The organism is Pantoea wallisii, assembly GCF_002095485.1.
Lineage (GTDB): Bacteria > Pseudomonadota > Gammaproteobacteria > Enterobacterales > Enterobacteriaceae > Pantoea > Pantoea wallisii.
The window spans coordinates 85,810-105,203 of record NZ_MLFS01000003.1; the positions used below are offsets into that span (position 1 = coordinate 85,810).

The window sequence follows — 19,394 nt, forward strand, 5'->3', positions numbered from 1 at the left end:
AAACTTATTCCTTACCGGCGTGGCTAACCAGCCAGCAGTTGTGAATTTGACGGTTGCGCGCAAAATCCTGCGACAGCGTTTTCTGGGTAATTTCCTGCGCCTGCAGACCAAGACGTGCCAGACCGTCCAGATCCATTTTGAAACCGCGCTTGTTGTTAGAGAACATAATAGTGCCGCCGCGACGCAGCAGACGTTTCAGATTCTGCATCAGCATCAGATGGTCGCGCTGCACGTCGAAATCGTCTTCCATGCGTTTGGAGTTTGAGAATGTCGGCGGATCGATAAAGATTAAGTCGAACTGCTCATCGCTCTCGCGCAGCCAGCTCAGGCAATCTGCCTGCATCAGACGGTGCTGACGGCCGGTCAGACCGTTGAGACGCAGGTTACGCTCCGCCCACTCCAGATAGGTACGGGACATATCAACCGTAGTGGTGGATTTGGCGCCGCCCAGCCCGGCGTGCACGCTGGCGGTGCCGGTGTAGGCAAACAGGTTCAGGAAGTCTTTGCCCTTGCTCATCTGACCCAGCATCTGGCGAGCGATACGGTGATCCAGGAACAGGCCCGTATCCAGGTAGTCGGTCAGGTTCACCAGCAGGCGCGCGTTGAACTCCTGCACTTCGAAGAAGTCGCCCTTTTCGCTCAGCTTCTGATACTGGTTTTTACCCTTCTGCCGCTCGCGCGTTTTCAGCACCAGACGGTTCGCCGGGATCTCCAGCACGCTTAAGGTGGCGCTGATGACATCAAACAGACGCTGGCGAGCTTTACTGGCGTCGATGGTTTTCGGCGGAGCATACTCCTGAATCACCACCCACTCGCCATAGCGATCGACCGCCACGTTGTACTCCGGCAGGTCGGCATCATACAGGCGATAGCATTCAATATTTGACTGACGCGCCCACTTCTCCAGCTTTTTAATATTCTTGCGCAGGCGGTTGGCGAAATCTTCGGCGATCTGCGCGCCGCCTTCTGCGCTGTTTGCTGCCAGCTGATAATTTTTCTGTACGCACTCCAGCGGACCGTTTTTCGCTTTGAACTGGCGCTCCGCACGCAGCTGCAGGCAGCTCAGCAGCTCTGGCGAAGCGCTGAACAGCGACAGATTCCAGCCACCGAAGTGCTGTTTCATGATGCGGCCCAGCTGGCTGTGGAGCGCAATCAGCGCCGGTTCGCTCTCCAGACGCTCGCCGTACGGCGGGTTGCTCAGCACCGTACCGGTGATCGCTTCTCCCGCCAGCGGATTTTTCAGCTTCAGCACATCCTGCTGGTTAAAGGTGAACAGCTCAAACACGCCGGCGCGGCGCGCATTGGCACGCGCCCACTCCAGCACGCGGCCGTCGTTGTCATAGCCGAAGAAGCGCGACGTGGTCGCTGCCGTGCCGGTGCGCGCACGCTGCAGTGCCTCGCTGCGCACCTCCTGCCACAACGCCGCATCGTGTTTTTTCCAGCGGGTAAAGCCCCAGTGAGAGCGCAGCAGGCCCGGCGCACGATCGCAGGCGATCAGCGCCGCTTCAATCAGCAGCGTGCCGGAACCACACATTGGATCCACCAGTGGCGTGCCGTTTTGCCAGCCGGCGCGCATCACAATCGCCGCCGCCAGGTTCTCTTTCAGCGGTGCCTGGCCGGTCTGCTGGCGGTAGCCGCGCTGGTGCAGTGCCGTACCGCTCAGGTCCAGCGCGATGCTGACGCGATCTTTGTTTAACCAGGCGTTGATACGAATACCCGGCTGCTCACGATCCACGCTCGGCCGCTCCAGGTTCTGGCGGGTAAAGCTATCAACAATCGCATCTTTAATACGCAGCGCGCCGAACTGGCTGTTACGGATCACCTCATTGGTGCCGCTGAAGTGAATAGCGAAGGTGGTATTGCTGTCGAACATCTCACTCCACGGGATGCTCTGCGCACCGACATAGAGATCGAGATCGCTCCAGACGCCGAACTCTCCCAGCGGCAGCAAAATACGTGAAGCCAGACGGCTCCACAGCAGGCTTTGGTACATAACACGGTCGTCGGCTCGGAAGTGGACGCCGCCCTGCACCACCTGCAAATCCTGCGCACCCAGCGCGTCCAGCTCAGTTTTTAACAGCTCTTCGAGCCCACGCGCCGTACTGGCAAACAGAGAATTCATATCGTCACTTTTACTCTTGCTAAAATTGTTGCGCATTATAGCGAATCAGCGTCCTATGTCATAAAGTTAGCTTCTTTTTGTCCGCACGGAGTTCCGATGATTACGCTCTCTCGCCTGTTTATTCACCCGGTTAAGTCAATGCGGGGTTTGCAGTTGTCGCACGCGCAGGTGCAGGAAAGCGGTCTGGCGTTCGATCGCATCTTCATGGTGACCGAGCCGGACGGCACCTTTATCACTGCACGTCAGTTTCCGGAGATGGTGCGTTTCACGCCCGCGCTGCTGCCGGACGGACTGTTTATTACCGCGCCGGACGGCAGCCAGGCGCTGATCCGTTTTGCCGACTTCGCGGCGCAGGCCGCGCCCACCGAAGTGTGGGGCAACCACTTTACTGCCCGCATCGCGCCGGACGCGATCAACCGCTGGCTGAGTCAGTTTTTTCCGCGTCCGGTGCAGCTGCGCTGGGTCGGCGACGAATTAACCCGTCGCGTAAAACGCTTTGACGCGATCCCGCTCAGCTTTGCCGATGGTTTTCCCTATCTGCTGGTGAACATGGCTTCACTGCAGGATCTGCAGCAGCGCTGCCCGGCCAGCGTGCGCGTTGAGCAGTTCAGGCCCAATCTGATTATCAGCGGCGCCAGCGCCTGGGAAGAGGACAGCTGGAGACGGGTGAAGATTGGCGAGATTACATTTGAGATGCCGAAGCCGTGCAGCCGCTGCGTATTTACCACGGTGGGCACCGAGAGCGGCCGTAAACATCCCGACGGCGAACCGCTGGCCACGCTGCAGCGTTTTCGCAGCGCGCAGGACGGTAGCGGCGACATCGATTTTGGTTTAAATCTGATAGCGCTTAACAGCGGCATTATCCGCGTGGGCGACACGCTGGAGGTGCTTGAGCGCCAGACGCCGCGCGCTTACGGGCCCGGAGAGGTGGTGGAGACGCTGGCGGTAAAAAACAGCAGCCTGGCAAACGTCACGATTGGCTACCAGGGCACCACCTTTACCGGCGACAACCAGCAGGTCTTACTGGAACAGCTGGAGATGCAGGGTTTCCGCGTGCCCTACTCATGCCGCGCCGGCATTTGCGGCAGTTGCAGGATGACACTGGTCTCAGGCGAGGTAAAAGCGCTGAAGCAGAGCGCAGTACGGGATGACGGCACTATTCTCAGCTGCAGCTGTATTCCGGCAGGTGATATTGATTTGGTGTAAGCGTTACACTGCCCGGGCATAATGCGCGGGCTGTTCCTGCTGCTGCGGCTGCAGGCGGTCGTTCATGATCTTGATGGCATCACCAAGCTGCATACCTTTTCCGGCCACCGTCAGTGCATTTTGCGCCAGCAGACAGAGCGCCGCATTTTCGCCGCTCTCTACCACCAGCAGCTGCGCCTGCTCACCGCTGTCGGCCAGCGTCACGGCAACCATATCACCTGCGGCGGGCTGCCAGCTGCGGATATAGCGGGTAAAGTGCCAGCTCTTGGGCATCAGTGGTTTCAGAAAGCGGCTGGCAACCAGCGCGTTCAATACCAGCTCCGCTTGCTGATCGCCTTTTAATCCACTTTGCCGGCAGCGCTCCTCAAAGGAGAAGTAAAGCGCCGCATCGTCAACGCAAAAACCACACTCATTAAAGGCATCCGGCGTCAGCATCTTGCGCGAGAAACGTGAGCGAAACAGCATGCCGTCGGCCAAATCCAGCATCATGCGGTCATGTTCTGCGTCGAAATACCACCGCCAGTTGTCATCCGGTTTTATTTTCATGATGTGCCCTGTGGTTTATCACTGCGCTAAACCCGTCTGCATTCAGGTCTCATAGAGCCTGACTCTGCTGCGATTGCTTCACGGCAATCCACACTATTTCGGGTGTAATGGCGCTTAATTTAAAAATATTCTCTAAGGAAAAGCTGAAAAATACACCAGCAGGACAAAATATAAAGGAGCCGGAGGGATAAATAAACCCCCCGGCCGGGGAAAGTGAGAAATGTCTTAGAGGTGAGTCACGATGTCTTTAATTAAACCCGGACCTTTATAAATAAAACCGGAGTATATCTGCACCAGCGTGGCGCCCGCCGCCATTTTCTCCCGAGCGGCCACCAGAGAATCAATGCCGCCCACGCCAATAATCGGCAGACGGCCCTGCAGCTCCTGTGCCAGGCGACGGATCACTTCCGTGCTGCGCGACTGCACCGGGCGGCCACTTAATCCACCCGCCTCTTCGGCATATTTAAGGCCAGTCACCAGCGCACGATCCAGCGTAGTGTTTGTTGCAATAACACCATCAATCTGATGACGAACTAAACTGTCTGCGACCTGAATCAACTCCTCTTCAGAGAGATCCGGCGCAATCTTTACCGCAACCGGCACATATTTCAGGTGCGAGGCCTGCAACGCTTTCTGTTTTGCTTTTATCGCTGACAGCAGATCGTCCAGAGCTTCTCCATATTGCAGCGTGCGTAATCCTGGCGTGTTGGGTGAGGAGATATTGATCGCGATATATCCGGCATGGGCATAGACCTTCTCCATGCAGATCAGATAATCGTCTTTACCCTGTTCAACAGGCGTATCTTTATTTTTACCAATATTGATGCCGAGGATACCGTTAAAGCGCGCCTTTTTAACGTTTTCGACCAGATGATCAACACCGTGATTATTAAATCCCATGCGATTAATAATGCCTTCCGCCTCCACCAGACGGAACATACGCGGCTTGTCATTACCCGGCTGCGGACGCGGCGTAACCGTACCCACTTCAACGAAACCAAACCCCATGGCGCCAAAGGCATCAATACACTCTGCATTCTTATCGAGACCGGCAGCAAGGCCGAGCGCATTCGGGAACGTCAGCCCCATGCAGGTAACCGGACGGGACGGCAGCGACTGGCGAATCAGCCCTTCCAGCGGTGTGCCGCTGATAAAGCGTAATTGTTGAAAGGTGAGTTCGTGCGCGCGCTCTGGATCGAGCTTAAACAGCGCCGGCCGGACGATAGGATATAACATGCACTCTCCTGAATGGCGGAAGCTTCGTGAAAGTCGGGTGCACGGGAATTTGTGCGCCAGAATGGTAAGGTGCTCTGGCGCAAAAGTAAATTACTCTGGGGTCAGACAATTTGATCGCCGTCAGCGACGTGCGGAATAGCGTCCGATCCGGTTCCGGCAGGCCTGTAAACCGCGCCATACCGTCGGGCAGTACCACAGCAGCTTATGGCGCGCACTGCGCTGCAGCACTTTGCGCACCACCTGATTCACCTGCGGCAGCCACTCCGGCGGCACCTTCACATGGTTATAGCGGATCTGCGACAGGCAGCCCTGCATCACCGTCTGGTAGTAGTCATCCAGCAGCGCTTCATCCAGCGGCAGCTGATGGTCACGCAGGAACTGCTCGCTGCTGCCGCGGGCGATAAAGTAGTTTTTTATCCACGAAAAATCGCGCGTGCTCTGCGACAGTGACGTCAGCATAAAGCGCTTGTAGTAATAGCTCTGGCTGGTGCAGTAAAAACTCCGCGCCTGCATGTAGAGGGCAAACATGAAAGGCGCATCTTCATGGTTCTGAATCGGCAGGAACTGCAGCTGAAGCTGATCGATCAGCCGGCGCGAGATAATGCTGCTCCACACCACGCGATGAGCGGACTGATGCTGGATTAGCGTGCGCAGGCTGGCGCTACCACCCGGCATTAATCCGCTGACGTGGCGCTGATGAATAGACTGATACTGACGCTGCGCGGCGGGCAGATCGAAGAACATTTTCGCGCCAAAGCAGAACAGATCAAGATCGTCATGGCGCGCCTGCACGCGACGAAAGTCAGCGAACAGATCGGTTGAGACAAAATCGTCTGCATCCATGAAGTAGACAAAATCACCGGTCGCCACCGCAAGCCCCTTCATGCGGGCCGCGCTGACGCCGCCGCGCTCACCGCTCAGCAGAGTCACCTGCGGGTGCTGTGCGGCGAAGGCGTTGAGCCACGCCACGCTGTTATCTTTTGAGCCATCATCAATAATGATGATCTCTTGCGGCGGTGAGGACTGGCGCAGCAGCGAACTCATCGCTTCCGGCAGCCACGGCGCGCAGTTCCAGTTAGGGATAATGACCGAGACGGTCGGCGTGCGACGGGTTGTCATGTTTATCCTCTCTCTGCTTTCAGTAACGGAGCGCGCAGGCGTTTCAGGACCAGGCTGTGCAACAGGCAGCACACACCAAGGTTTACAGCGCCAATCAGCCCCAGCCACAGCAGGTTGATCCAGCGGTTTTGATTCCAGTCAATCGGCAGCAAGGTGCTGAGCCCGGCGATTAGCCCAGACACAGCCCAAATCAGCGCCACATCACGCGTCAGCCAGGTGAAGTGAATGCCTGGTGCGAAGCGGCGATGCACCAGCCACGCCCAGCCGACCAGATAGAAGATGTTCTGTCCCACCCACAGCCAGCCGGTCCCCAGCGCACCGAAGTGGATGGCACACCAGATGTTGAGCGGCACCAGCAGCACGGCAAAGCAGGTAAAGCCCTTCATGTGCAGCTTGAGATTGCCGTTGACGTACTGCAGGTGATAGAGCAAACCGCAAATAGCCTGGATTCCGCTGCCCAGCGCATAGAGGCTCAGCACAAACGACATCTCATCAACAATCTGGCTTTTTTGCGTCCACGCCCACAGCAGCGGCCCGGCGTAACAGGCGATGGTAATACTGAGCGGTGCCATAAAGATGGAGACCGCCTGCGTGGTGTAACGGTAGAGCTTCAGTGACTCCGCATCCCCCTCCTGACGCGTCTTCATGCCGGTCATGCGTGGGACAATCGCCTGCATAATCGGGCTGCTGAGCAGCAGAATACCGGTCGCTGCCGTGGCAACCACAGTAAAGGAGCCGTATTCACTGAGCGGCAGTGTTTTCGACAGCACCAGGCGGTCGATCTGCGAAATAAAGGTCCAGACGGCGCTGGAGAAAGCGGCGCTTAGCGCGAAACGAATAAAGGGTTTCAGCACGCCCTTCAGATCGTCGCGCTTCTCTTTACGTGCCGCCCGTGGCACCAGCTGACAGGATTTCCAGATGCAGCAGGCAGCTTCGGCAATGGAAACCAGTAGTTGCCAGACAAAGAAGGTCAGCACCGGGTTAGGAAACAGCTGAATCACCAGCACCGCGCCAAAGGTGCGCAGCGTGGTGATGATCAGGTTGACGCCGTTGAGCCAGACCTGATGTTCAAACCCCACAATCACACTGCGGTAGGGGCTGGTACGCCAGCGGATCGCCGCGGTAATCACCATAATCGCCACGGCGATCACTACATCCTCTGCCGGCAGATGCCGCGCATCCAGCCAGTGCGTGGCGATCCACGGCGTGGCCAGCCAGCCGAGCACCACCAGCACAAGGGTGGAGAAGAGGAAGAATTTGGTCAGCGTGGCAAACAGCGCCGGGAACCAGACAAACTCCGCCTGATTCGCCCGGTAGCGTGCCGCTTCGCGCATCAGCGTCGTGGAGACACCGGCGTCCAGCAGCTGCAGCCAGGTGAGTAATATAGAGAAGAAGCCAACGAGACCGTAAGCTTCCATGCCTAAATGTTGAATATAGAGCGGTACAACTAAAATACCTGACAGCGTCAGATAGATCTGGCCAACATAGTTGGCAATCGCGTTACGTTTTATGGACATAAGGGTTCTGGCGTCTGGGTATTTTTCTCAGTGCGGTAAGCCTGACATAAAAATACCGGAACGCACACGGGAGTAATTCTTAAAATTAACGCTGGCGCTGAGTTAGCGACTTTTTCTCACTTTCATTAATGAGAAATAGATGTCCGGTTGTTTCAGCATCAGTTTCTCCATCACGCCTTTTGCCGGAAAATCGTCGGCAAAGTAAGAGAGCGCGTATCGCACATTATCAGAGAATTGGCTCTCGTGATTTAACTCCTGCTGAACTAATTGCATTAATCCGTTGCGTAAATAACTTTGACGATAGCGGTTTCGCTCCGGAATAAAATGTGACAGGCGTGTGACTTTCTCATATTCCGACATAAATTGCTGATAGGCGAGCGCCGGATTTTCTGTTGTTACCTCGCTCTCCTCTGCCGCATTGATCAGCCAGACGGACTGACTGTTTAACAGGCCCGCCAGCATCACATCCTGCAGGGTCTCCAGCGGCGCAGCGGTCTTCGCCAGCCCGGCGCGCAGGATCACCGCGAAGTTATTTTGGCGCCAGGCGCGCTGCGTTTGCAGCTGTTGAAACAGCTGAACAGAGGCGTGCAGACCGCTGGTGAGCGAGCGCGGCGCAAGGGAGATCAGAAAACAGTTGAGCTCCGGGCGCTGGTCGCTCAGGCCGGCGATCTCTTCCAGTACCGCGGCGGAAGGCGTCCAGGGATCGGCAGCAAACAGCAGAAAATCATCCTCGCTGTATATACCTTGCGGATAATCCGGCAGCGCAGAGGCAGAGACATCTCCTGCAGCCGGGCTCTGCAGCCTGTAGCAGGCCAGGGCGGCGAGTGGCGGCTGCGGCGCAGCCATTGGTGGCTCAGCGAAACGCTGAGCAGGGGCGGAACTTCCCATATTCATCTCCCTAAGAATAAAACTGGATAACGGCCAGGGCACACACGCGGCAAAACGCAGCGTAAATAAACGCAAAGATAATCGCTGTTAGTTTCTGTCGTCATTAAACTCGAGGGATTATAAACAGTCGTTAAACGCTTATTCTACTTTCTATTCGTCAGGCAGCCTTATTATCAGACGCTGAATGTTTAATTTCTCTTTAGCAACTGTTATCCGCCGCAGATAAAACCGGCAACAGCTGTTACAGCATTAATAACAACGCATGCACTTCTTAATAATTATCCGGATTTTGATACACTTATTCATCAGTGCCAGGCCATTTAAAATAAGAGAAACACGTTTCTCCTCTGGCATTAATCCGATTCCCTGTCGCAGGAATTAAAATGAATCACCGCATAATTCCCTGGTTATCTGCGGGAATTTAATTTAAAACGCAGCGGTAAAGTGTAACTGACTCCGTCATGGCGCTTTTTTCCTCTCCAGTAATGTCACGCTTCAGGCTTTTTAATCATTAAAACGTAAAGCGTGACGCGGCGCCCTTATATGAAGCGGCCTGAACGGGTGCGGATTTAGGATAAACCTGAGGCGTCCCTTTTTTCTTCACTCTCTCCTCTTTACAGGCGCGCGGGTAATCCCGCTCTGCGACTAATCATTGCCGGATAAATCATTTACGCCTCGCCGCCCGCTCTGTCAGGATTAAACGCATCAGTTCTCAATAATAGATAATCAATAACTTTCAGTTATAAGGAGTGACGATGCGGGTTATTACGCTGGCGGGCAGTCCTCGCTTTCCTTCGCGCTCGGCGGCGCTGCTAAGCCTTTGCCAGCAGAGGCTGGAAGCGCGTGGCGTTGAGGTTGTGCCATGGAATATTCACAACTTTCAGCCGGAAGATCTGCTGTATGCGCGTTTTGACTCACCGGCGCTGACGGCGCTGAAAGCGGATCTCGCGCTGGCTGACGGCCTGATTGTCGCCACGCCCATTTATAAGGCGTCATTTTCTGGCGCGTTAAAAACGCTGCTTGATCTGCTGCCGGAACGCGCGCTGGCGCACAAAGTGGTGCTACCGCTGGCGAGTGGCGGCAGCGTGGCGCACATGCTGGCGGTGGATTATGCCCTGAAACCCGTCCTGAACGCGCTGAAAGCACAGGAGGTGCTGCATGGCGTATTCGCCAGCGACACGCAGATCACCGATTACGACCGTCAGCCCGTGCTGGATGACCTGCTGAACCAGCGCATTGATGAAGCGCTTGACACCTTCTGGCAGGCGCTGCAGCGCCGTCATCAGCCCTATGCACAAGCGGTATAAAGGAGCCCCGATGAAAAGGATAGTGACCGCTTTACTGTTACCGGCGCTCAGCGCTCTGTTTGCGCTGAGCGGTGCCGTTCAGGCGAACGATACGCCAGCACAGCTGCGTATTGGCTACCAGAAAGGCTCCATCAGTATGGTGCTGGCCAAATCCCACCAGCTACTGGAGAAGCGCTTTCCGCATACGCAGATCAAATGGATTGAATTTCCGGCCGGCCCGCAAATGCTGGAGGCGCTAAACGTCAATAGCATTGATATAGGCAGTACCGGCGATATTCCGCCGCTGTTTGCCCAGGCGGCCGGTGCCGATCTGCTGTATATCGGTTCGGAACCGCCAAAGCCGAAATCTGAAGTGATTCTGGTGCCGAAAGAGAGCCCGATTCACAGCGTCGCCGATCTGAAAGGCCATAAAGTCGCGTTCCAGAAAGGGTCCAGCTCGCACAACTTACTGCTGCGCGCGCTGAAAGAGGCCGGACTCAGCTTTAGCGATATTCAGCCCGCCTACCTGACCCCTGCAGATGCGCGTGCCGCTTTCCAGCAGGGCGACGTTGATGCATGGGCGATCTGGGATCCCTACTACTCCGCCGCGCTGCTGCAAGGCAATGTACGCGTACTGAAAGATGGCAGCACGCTGAACCTGACCGGTTCGTTTTACTTAGCCACGCGCGCGTTTGCTGAAGCGCATGGCGATGTTGTCGCGCAGGTGCTGCGCACCTTTAGTGACGCCGATGCCCTGACGTTAAACCAGCGCGACCAGAGTATCGCGCTGCTGGCCCAGGCGATGGGCCTGCCGCAGCCGGTGATCGCCAGCTACCTTGATCATCGCCCGCCCACCACCATTACGCCGGTCAGCGCGCACACCGCGCAGGCTCAGCAGCAAACGGCCGATCTGTTCTATGCCAGCCATTTAATGCCGGTGAAAGTCACTATTGCTGACCGCATATGGCATCCCCAATCAGCCCGTCCATAAGGAGTGACATCATGAGCGTATCCGTATTCTGGTTTCTTCCGACCCATGGCGACGGCCACTACCTTGGCACCGCTGAAGGCGCCCGCCCGGTCGATCATGGCTACCTGCAACAGGTGGCGCAAGCCGCCGACCGGCTTGGCTTCGGTGGGGTACTGATTCCCACGGGTCGGTCATGTGAAGATGCCTGGCTGGTTGCCGCCTCGCTGATCCCGGTGACGCAGCGCCTGCGTTTTCTGGTCGCGCTGCGCCCCGGCGTGATTTCGCCTACCCAGGCTGCCCGCCAGGCCGCGACGCTCGATCGCCTGTCCAACGGTCGTGCGCTGTTTAATCTGGTGACCGGCGGCGATCCGGAGGAGCTGGCCGGTGACGGCGTGTTCCTCGATCACCGTGAGCGCTATGCAGAATCGGCTGAATTTACCCGCGTCTGGCGCCGGGTTTCGGAAGGGGAAACCGTCGATTATGACGGTAAGTACGTCAAAGTGCGCGGTGCACGTCTGATGTTTAAACCGGTCCAGCAGCCGCGTCCCCCGCTGTGGTTTGGCGGCTCATCAGATGCAGCGCAGGATCTGGCGGCTGAGCAGGTTGATGTCTATCTCACGTGGGGCGAACCGCCGGCGTTAGTGAAAGAGAAAATTGATCAGGTACGTGCCAAAGCGGCGGCGCAGGGTCGCACGGTGCGCTTTGGCATCCGCCTGCACGTAATTGTGCGGGAAACCAATGAAGAGGCCTGGCAAGCCGCCGATCGTCTGATTGCTCACCTCGACGATGCCACTATCGCCAAAGCGCAGTCTGCCTTCGCCCGCACCGACTCCGTAGGCCAACAGCGTATGGCCGCCCTGCACGGCGGACGCCGTGACAAGCTGGAGATCAGCCCCAATCTGTGGGCCGGTGTAGGGCTGGTGCGTGGCGGCGCAGGCACCGCACTGGTGGGCGATGGCGCCACGGTAGCGGCGCGTATGCAGGAGTATCAGGATCTCGGTATTGAGACCTTTATTCTTTCCGGCTATCCGCATCTGGAGGAGGCGTATCGCGTGGGCGAGCTACTGTTCCCGCATCTCGATCTGGCGGTTCCTGATGTGCCGGCCCCGCGTGTGGTATCCGCGCACGGTGAAGCGGTGGCCAATGATTTCACCCCGCAAAAAGTGTCACAGAGTTAAGGAGCCGCAGATGGCCAAAGCAACAAAACAGCTGTCGCATGCCCTGCTGCCGTGGGCGCTGCCGGTACTGCTGGTCGCGGTGTGGCAGATTGCTTCACAGAGTGGCTGGTTATCAACGCGTATTCTGCCGTCGCCGGAGAATATTGTTATTACCTTCTGGAAACTGGCAGCCAGCGGCGAGCTTTGGCAGCATCTGGCGATCAGCAGCTGGCGAGCGGCAATAGGCTTTGCGATTGGGGGCTCTCTCGGATTGATTCTTGGGTTGATCACCGGCACCTCGCGTACCGGTGAGCGACTGCTGGACACTTCGCTGCAGATGCTGCGCAACGTGCCGCATCTGGCCCTGATCCCGCTGGTTATTTTATGGTTTGGCATTGATGAGTCCGCCAAAATCTTCCTGGTTGCGCTGGGTACCTGTTCCCGATCTACCTCAACACTTATCACGGCATCCGTAATATTGATCGCGGCCTGGTGGAGATGGCACGCAGCTATGGCTTGTCTGGCTGGAGCCTGTTTATTCAGGTGATCTTACCGGGCGCGCTGCCGTCAATCATGGTGGGTGTGCGTTTCGCGCTTGGCCTGATGTGGCTGACGTTGATCGTGGCCGAGACCATCTCCGCTAACGCCGGTATTGGCTATCTGGCGATGAACGCGCGCGAATTCCTGCAAACCGATGTGGTGGTGGTCGCCATCATTCTTTACGCCCTGCTGGGTAAACTGGCCGATGTGGCCGCGCAGCTGCTGGAACGCCTCTGGTTGCGCTGGCATCCGGCTTACCAACTGAAGGAGGAGAACGCATGAGCAACGCAACGTTAAGCCCGGCGCGTCTGAACAGCGGCACCCCGGTGGGCGTCAATGGCGTAACCAAGCAGTATGGTGACCGCACCATTTTGCGCCATATTGACCTGCATATTCCGGCCGGGCAGTTTGTTGCCGTGGTGGGCCGTAGCGGCTGCGGTAAAAGTACGCTGCTGCGTCTGCTGGCCGGGCTGGAGTCCACCACGCACGGCGAGCTGCTGGCGGGCAATGCGCCGCTGGCACACGCACGCGAAGAAACGCGTCTGATGTTTCAGGATGCGCGCCTGCTGCCGTGGAAAAAGGTGATTGATAATGTCGGCCTTGGCCTGAAAGGCCGCGCATGGCGCAGCGCAGCGCTGGCGGCACTGGAGGCCGTTGGCCTGGCAGAGCGGGCGAACGAGTGGCCTGCGGCGCTGTCCGGCGGGCAGAAGCAGCGGGTTGCGCTGGCGCGCGCGCTGATTCATCGACCAGGCTTATTGCTGCTGGATGAGCCGCTCGGGGCGCTGGATGCGCTGACGCGCATTGAGATGCAGGGGCTGATTGAGTCGCTGTGGCAGCAGCACCATTTCACCGTACTGCTGGTGACGCATGATGTCAGTGAAGCGGTGGCCATGGCCGATCGCGTCCTGCTGATTGAAGAGGGGCAGATTGGGCTGGATTTAACGGTGGATTTACCGCGTCCGCGGCGCAAAGGCTCTGCGCGGCTGGCTGAACTGGAAGCAGAAGTGCTGGATCGCGTAATGAAGCGTGGCCAGTCTGATCGGCCACTGAAGTTTGCGCAGCAGCGTTGAGCAAAAATGCGCGATAAATCGCGCCGCTACGGATGTTTGTAGCGGCGCCATTCATTACGCTCTGTTTTTTATGCGTTCAGCGCTTTGGTGATCTTCTCATACAGATCGCCCGAGAGCTTATCCAGCCCTTGCAGCGCCTCCAGCGCCTGGCGCATCAACGCCTGACGTTCAGCATCGTAACGCTTCAGACGAATTAACGGCTCGATCATTCGCGCTGCCACCTGCGGATTGCGGGTATTCAGATCGGTCAGCATCTCCACGAGGAACTGATAACCGCTGCCATCTTTGGCGTGGAACGCCGCCGGATTGCCCGCCGCAAACGCACCAATCAGTGAACGGATACGGTTTGGGTTGCTCATGGTAAAGGAGCGATGGGTCAGCAGTTTACGTACGTTGCTCAGCACATCCGGCGCCGGGCTGGTGGCCTGTAGCGCAAACCATTTGTCCATCACCAGTCCATCCTGGTGCCAGCGATCGTCGTACGCCGCCAGCAGCGCTTCCCGGCACGGCAGCTGCGCCGCTACCGCTGCCGAGAGCGCCGCCAGCGCATCGGTCATGTTGTTGGCGGCGTGATACTGCGCCTGCACCAGCTTATCGGCCTGCGCCACATCGCCAAATGCCAGATAACTCAGACAGACGTTTTTCAGTGCGCGCTTACCGATTTCAGCATGCTCAACCTTGTACTCATCACGCTGGTTCGCCAGCCAGAGCGCATAGAACTCATCGCTGAGCTCCTTCGCCAGCGTACGCACCAGCGCATCACGCACCGCTGCAATCGCCTGGGGATCGATGATCTCAAACAGCTCGGCGATCTCATTTTCAGAGGGCAGCGTCAGGATCAGCGCCATCAGCGCCGGATCGCCCTGCTCATCCAGCAGAATCGCCCGGAACGCATCGGCCACATGTAACGGCAGCGATAACGGCTGCCCCTGCTGATGGCGCGCCACATTCAGACGAATGTAGGTTGCCAGCAGACTCTGGGCGGCATCCCAGCGCGAGAATTCATTACGGGCATGGCGCATCAGGAAGGTGAGCTGCGCATCGCTCCATTTGTAATCCAGCTTCACGGGCGCAGAAAACTCACGCAGCAGTGACGGCACGGGCTGGAAATAGACGTTATCGAAGATAAAGGTCTGGAACTCCTCCGTTACGTTGAGCACGTGGTGCACCGGGTGACCATTATGCTGTAGCGGAATGACCTTGCCTTCATTGTCATACAGCTCAATATCCAGCGGAATATGCAGCGGCAGCTTCTCTCGCTGTCCGGTGGTCGGCGGCGTGTGCTGGGTAACGTGCAGCGTGTACTGCTCCAGCTCCGGGTTGTAATCGTCACGCACCGACAGCACTGGTGTACCGGCCTGGCTGTACCAGCGGCGGAACTGCGACAGATCAACATTGGAGGCATCTTCCATCGCCTGCACGAAGTCGTCGCAGGTGGCCGCGCTGCCGTCGTGGCGTTCAAAGTAGAGCTGCATACCTTTCTGGAAATTCTCTTCGCCCAGCAGCGTGTGCAGCATGCGAATCACTTCAGATCCCTTCTCATACACCGTCAGGGTGTAGAAGTTGTTCATCTCGATCACCTGATCGGGACGAATCGGATGCGCCATTGGGCTGGCGTCTTCGGCAAACTGCGCGCCACGCATCACGCGCACATTATCAATGCGGTTTACCGCACGCGAACCGAGATCGGAGCTGAACTCCTGATCGCGGAATACCGTCAGCCCCTCTTTCAGGCTGAGCTGGAACCAGTCACGGCAAGTCACACGGTTGCCGGTCCAGTTGTGGAAATATTCGTGGCCGATCACCGCTTCAATGCCGAGATAATCTTTGTCGGTTGCAGTTTCCGCTTTTGCCAGCACATATTTGGAGTTAAAGACGTTCAGGCCTTTGTTCTCCATGGCGCCCATGTTGAAGAAGTCCACGGCAACGATCATGAAGATGTCGAGATCGTACTCCAGGCCAAACCGCTCCTCATCCCACTTCATACTGGCTTTCAGTGACGTCATGGCCCAGTCGGCGCGATCCAGATTGCCGCGATCGACAAAGATCTCCAGCGCCACATCACGGCCGGAGCGGGTGGTAAAGCTATCGCGCAGCACGTCAAAATCACCCGCCACCAGCGCAAACAGGTAGCACGGTTTCGGGAAGGGATCCTGCCATTTCACCCAGTGACGGCCATCCTCGTGGCGGCCACTCTCCAGCTTGTTGCCGTTAGAGAGCAGGAACGGGTACTTCGCCGCATCGGCGAAAATTGTGGTGGTGAAGCGCGCCAGAACATCCGGACGATCAAGGTACCAGGTAATGTGGCGGAAACCTTCGGCTTCACACTGGGTGCACAGTGCATCACCCGATTTATACAGCCCTTCCAGCGCAGTATTCTTATCCGGCTGAATCGCGTTAACGATGGTCAGCGTAAAGTTATCCGGCAGTTGGCTAATCACCAGCGCGCCCGGCTCCTCACGGTAGTGCGGCCACGGGCTGCCATCCACCGCCAGCGAGATCAGCGTAAGATCTTCCCCGTCCAGACGCAGTTCAGCATCCGCCGCGCCCAGGCGCTTAACCTGGCTGACGGCGGTCACGCGCGTGTTCGCCGCGTCCAGATCAAAAGTCAGGTCAATATCAGTAATGGTGAAGTCCGGCGCACGGTAGTCGTGGCGATATTTAATTTGCGGCTGTTGCGTCATAAATCCTTCTCGCAGGGTTAACAGGTTGAACCCTCAAAGTCTAAGCGGGTTGCGCTTTGGTTGCCACGCACAATGCGTGCGTTGCGCCTGAAGTCTACAATTTATTAACAATGGCACAAATGACCCTCGACCCGCTACCCGCAATTATGGTGTGATCGCGGTCATTACTGTTTTATACTCCTGCGTCTTTATGACTTTGTTGAACACCGGGCTCTGCTCCGCGGAAGAGGATGCTGAAACGCACCATGACTGGACACGCTTCCCCGATTTTGACCACGCTGCTTGATACCGATGCGTACAAGCTTCACATGCAGCAGGCCGTTTATCATCGTTATTACGATGTCCCGGTTACGGCAGAGTTTCGCTGCCGCAGCGATGAGCTGCTCGGCCAGTATGCCGACGAAATTCGTGCACAGATCGCGATGCTGCGCGACCTCACCCTGAGCGATGACGAATACACCTATCTCAGCGGCTTACCCTTTTTCCAGGCCGATTACCTTAGCTGGCTGCGGCAGTTCCGCTATGACCCTTCACAGGTTGACGTACGCAACGAGCAGGGGCATCTGCGCATTCAGATCGCGGGCCCATGGCGTGAAGTGATCTTATGGGAGGTACCGCTGCTGGCGCTGATCAGTGAAGTGGTGCATCGCCACCGTACGCCTGAACTGGGTGTTGAACAGGCCGTTGCCCATCTGCAGCACAAGCTGGTGAACTTCCGTGAACAGGTGGGCGATCTGGATATGTCGCGCTTCCAGCTCATGGATTTTGGTACCCGCCGCCGATACTCTCAGGCGGTACAGGAGGGGATCGTCAGTACGCTGAAAAGCGCGTTCCCCTGGCTGGTGGGTAGCAGCAACTACGATCTGGCTCGCCGTTTACAGCTTAATCCGGTGGGCACGCAGGCGCATGAGTGGTTCCAGGCGCACCAGCAGATCAGCCCGGTGCTGGCGAACAGCCAGCGCGCAGCGCTACAATCCTGGCTGGACGAGTATAACGGCCAGCTTGGTATCGCCCTGACCGACTGCATCACCATGGATGCGTTTCTGCGCGATTTCGGTCCGGGCTTCGCGCACCGTTATCAGGGGCTGCGCCATGATTCGGGCGATCCGGTTGAGTGGGGTGAAAAAGCCATTGCGCACTATCAGCGTCTCGACATCGATCCGAACAGTAAAACGCTGGTCTTCTCCGATAATCTCAACCTGGATAAAGCGCTGGCGCTGTACCGCCACTTCGGTCAGCGTGCCAATGTGGTGTTCGGTATCGGTACCCGCCTGACGTGTGATATTCCCGGCGTAACGCCGCTCAATATCGTGATCAAACTGGTGACCTGCAACGGTAAACCGGTGGCAAAACTCTCCGATAGCCCCGGCAAAACCATCTGCCAGGATAAAGCCTTTGTACGCGCCCTGCGCAAAGCCTTCGATCTGCCGCTGGTCAAACGCGCCAGCTGACATAAGCAGCAGGGTGCGTGCGCCCTGCTCCTCTCTGATAAAAACTCCCAATTTTGCTTGTTTCCTTGTGGCTCGCAAGTAACATAGCAAAACCCCGGAATGGGGCTTAATTAACTCCTTTCATCTATATAGCGAGAAATTTATGAGCGTAGTGCCTGTAGCGGATGTACTGCACGGCCGTGTCGCGGTTGACAGTGAAGTCACCGTACGTGGTTGGGTGCGTACCCGAAGAGATTCCAAAGCCGGTCTTTCCTTTATCGCCGTTTATGACGGTTCCTGCTTTAATCCCGTTCAGGCCGTCGTCAATAATTCTCTGAATAATTATCAGGATGAAGTGCTGCGCCTGACCACCGGTTGCTCCGTAATTATCACCGGTAAAGTGGTGGAATCGCCGGGCGAAGGCCAGGCGTTCGAGCTGCAGGCAACCCGCGTTGAGGTGACCGGCTGGGTAGACGATCCGGATACCTACCCGATGGCGGCGAAACGTCACAGCATCGAATATCTGCGCGAAGTGGCTCACCTGCGTCCGCGCACCAACCTGGTTGGCGCCGTGGCGCGCGTTCGCCATACGCTGGCGCAGGCGCTGCATCGCTTCTTCCATGAAAACGGCTATTTTTGGGTTTCAACACCGCTGATCACCGCTTCCGATACCGAAGGTGCGGGCGAGATGTTCCGCGTCTCCACCCTGGATCTGGAGAACCTGCCGCGCGATCCGCAGGGCAAGATCGATTTTGATAAAGACTTCTTTGGTAAAGAGGCCTTCCTGACCGTTTCTGGTCAGTTGAATGCTGAAACCTACGCCTGTGCACTGTCAAAAGTGTATACCTTCGGCCCCACCTTCCGTGCCGAAAACTCCAATACCAGTCGCCATCTGGCGGAGTTCTGGATGCTGGAGCCGGAAGTGGCCTTCGCCACGCTGGATGACGCTGCGGCGCTGGCAGAAGCCATGCTGAAGTATGTGTTTAAAGCGGTGCTGGAAGAGCGTGCCGACGATATGGCGTTCTTCGCTGAACGCGTAGACAAAGAGGCGATTGCCCGCCTGGAGCGCTTCGTCACCACCGACTTCGCGCAGGTAGATTACACCGACGCGGTTGATATTCTGCTGAAGAGCGGTCAAAGCTTCGAGAACCCGGTCTCCTGGGGCGTGGATCTCTCCTCTGAGCATGAACGCTATCTTGCCGAGCAGCACTTCAAAGCGCCGGTCGTGGTGAAAAACTACCCGAAAGACATCAAAGCGTTTTACATGCGTATGAACGACGATGGCAAAACCGTGGCAGCGATGGACGTTCTGGCGCCGGGCATCGGTGAAATCATCGGGGGCTCACAGCGTGAAGAGCGTCTGGATGTTCTGGATGCGCGCCTGGCAGAGATGGGGCTGAATAAAGAGGATTACTGGTGGTATCGCGATCTGCGTCGCTATGGCACCGTTCCGCATTCGGGCTTCGGTTTAGGTTTCGAACGATTAATCGCCTATGTCACCGGCGTACAAAATGTAAGAGACGTTATCCCGTTCCCACGCACCCCACGCAACGCGAATTTCTGATTTAAGCTATTAAATATAAGAAATTCATATATATATCGAGGTCGGCACCGCCGGCCTTT

14 protein-coding genes and 1 pseudogene are annotated in these 19,394 nt (G+C 57.0%); 8 read left to right on the forward strand and 7 right to left on the reverse strand.

The features are described 5' to 3' along the window. Positions 1–4: 4 nt before the first annotated feature. On the reverse strand, positions 5–2,122 hold the full coding sequence (rlmKL, locus tag HA48_RS01825) for a bifunctional 23S rRNA (guanine(2069)-N(7))-methyltransferase RlmK/23S rRNA (guanine(2445)-N(2))-methyltransferase RlmL (RefSeq protein WP_128599517.1): 2,118 nt from the start codon (positions 2,120–2,122) through the stop codon (positions 5–7). Positions 2,123–2,218: 96 nt separating this feature from the next. Between rlmKL and HA48_RS01830 the strand changes: the two genes are divergently transcribed. Further along, positions 2,219–3,328, forward strand: coding sequence for a YcbX family protein (locus HA48_RS01830; RefSeq protein WP_128599518.1), 1,110 nt, complete (start codon positions 2,219–2,221; stop codon positions 3,326–3,328). 3 nt (positions 3,329–3,331) lie between these two features. Here HA48_RS01830 and HA48_RS01835 read toward each other — a convergent pair whose 3' ends face one another. From HA48_RS01835 to HA48_RS01855, 5 genes are all read right to left on the reverse strand, one after another. Next, entirely contained in the window at positions 3,332–3,874 is a 543-nt protein-coding gene (locus HA48_RS01835; protein WP_128599519.1) for a cell division protein ZapC, read from the reverse strand. A gap of 225 nt (positions 3,875–4,099) precedes the next feature. Beyond that, positions 4,100–5,110 carry a quinone-dependent dihydroorotate dehydrogenase gene (pyrD, locus tag HA48_RS01840; RefSeq protein ID WP_128599520.1) on the reverse strand — a complete coding sequence of 337 codons (1,011 nt, stop codon included), beginning with the start codon at positions 5,108–5,110 and terminating at the stop codon, positions 4,100–4,102. 120 nt (positions 5,111–5,230) lie between these two features. Further along, positions 5,231–6,229, reverse strand: coding sequence for a glycosyltransferase family 2 protein (locus tag HA48_RS01845; RefSeq protein WP_128599521.1), 999 nt, complete (start codon positions 6,227–6,229; stop codon positions 5,231–5,233). 2 nt (positions 6,230–6,231) lie between these two features. Then, complete coding sequence (locus HA48_RS01850; RefSeq protein WP_128599522.1) at positions 6,232–7,746, reverse strand: lipopolysaccharide biosynthesis protein; 1,515 nt, start codon at positions 7,744–7,746, stop codon at positions 6,232–6,234. Between the two features lie 102 nt (positions 7,747–7,848). Next, on the reverse strand, positions 7,849–8,634 hold the full coding sequence (locus HA48_RS01855) for a hypothetical protein (RefSeq protein ID WP_128599523.1): 786 nt from the start codon (positions 8,632–8,634) through the stop codon (positions 7,849–7,851). A 755-nt stretch (positions 8,635–9,389) separates the two neighbouring features. On the opposite strand from HA48_RS01855, the gene ssuE reads away from it, so the two are divergent. The 5 genes and pseudogenes from ssuE to ssuB all read left to right on the forward strand — a co-directional run bounded on the left by ssuE (position 9,390) and on the right by ssuB (position 13,657). Next, positions 9,390–9,941 carry an NADPH-dependent FMN reductase gene (gene ssuE, locus HA48_RS01860; RefSeq protein WP_128599524.1) on the forward strand — a complete coding sequence of 184 codons (552 nt, stop codon included), beginning with the start codon at positions 9,390–9,392 and terminating at the stop codon, positions 9,939–9,941. A 10-nt stretch (positions 9,942–9,951) separates the two neighbouring features. After that, positions 9,952–10,911, forward strand: a complete 960-nt coding sequence (locus HA48_RS01865; protein WP_128599525.1) for a sulfonate ABC transporter substrate-binding protein — start codon at positions 9,952–9,954, stop codon at positions 10,909–10,911. Between the two features lie 11 nt (positions 10,912–10,922). Then, positions 10,923–12,068, forward strand: a complete 1,146-nt coding sequence (ssuD, locus tag HA48_RS01870) for an FMNH2-dependent alkanesulfonate monooxygenase (RefSeq protein ID WP_128599526.1) — start codon at positions 10,923–10,925, stop codon at positions 12,066–12,068. Between the two features lie 10 nt (positions 12,069–12,078). After that, positions 12,079–12,869: pseudogene (ssuC, locus tag HA48_RS01875) on the forward strand (aliphatic sulfonate ABC transporter permease SsuC). Beyond that, positions 12,866–13,657 carry an aliphatic sulfonates ABC transporter ATP-binding protein gene (ssuB, locus tag HA48_RS01880; RefSeq protein WP_128599527.1) on the forward strand — a complete coding sequence of 264 codons (792 nt, stop codon included), beginning with the start codon at positions 12,866–12,868 and terminating at the stop codon, positions 13,655–13,657. The pseudogene ssuC and the gene ssuB overlap by 4 nt, the downstream one beginning before the upstream one ends. Before the next feature lie 68 nt (positions 13,658–13,725). Here the strand turns inward: ssuB and pepN are convergent, their stop codons facing one another. Then, a complete protein-coding gene (gene pepN / locus HA48_RS01885) occupies positions 13,726–16,341 on the reverse strand; it encodes an aminopeptidase N (protein WP_128599528.1) in 2,616 nt (871 codons plus the stop codon). Positions 16,342–16,586: 245 nt separating this feature from the next. Here pepN and pncB point away from each other — a divergent pair, with 245 nt between their 5' ends. Together pncB and asnS are read left to right on the forward strand one after the other, a co-directional pair. Beyond that, entirely contained in the window at positions 16,587–17,792 is a 1,206-nt protein-coding gene (gene pncB, locus HA48_RS01890) for a nicotinate phosphoribosyltransferase (protein WP_167377135.1), read from the forward strand. 142 nt (positions 17,793–17,934) lie between these two features. Next, positions 17,935–19,335 carry an asparagine--tRNA ligase gene (gene asnS / locus HA48_RS01895; RefSeq protein WP_128599530.1) on the forward strand — a complete coding sequence of 467 codons (1,401 nt, stop codon included), beginning with the start codon at positions 17,935–17,937 and terminating at the stop codon, positions 19,333–19,335. Positions 19,336–19,394 lie beyond the last annotated feature (59 nt).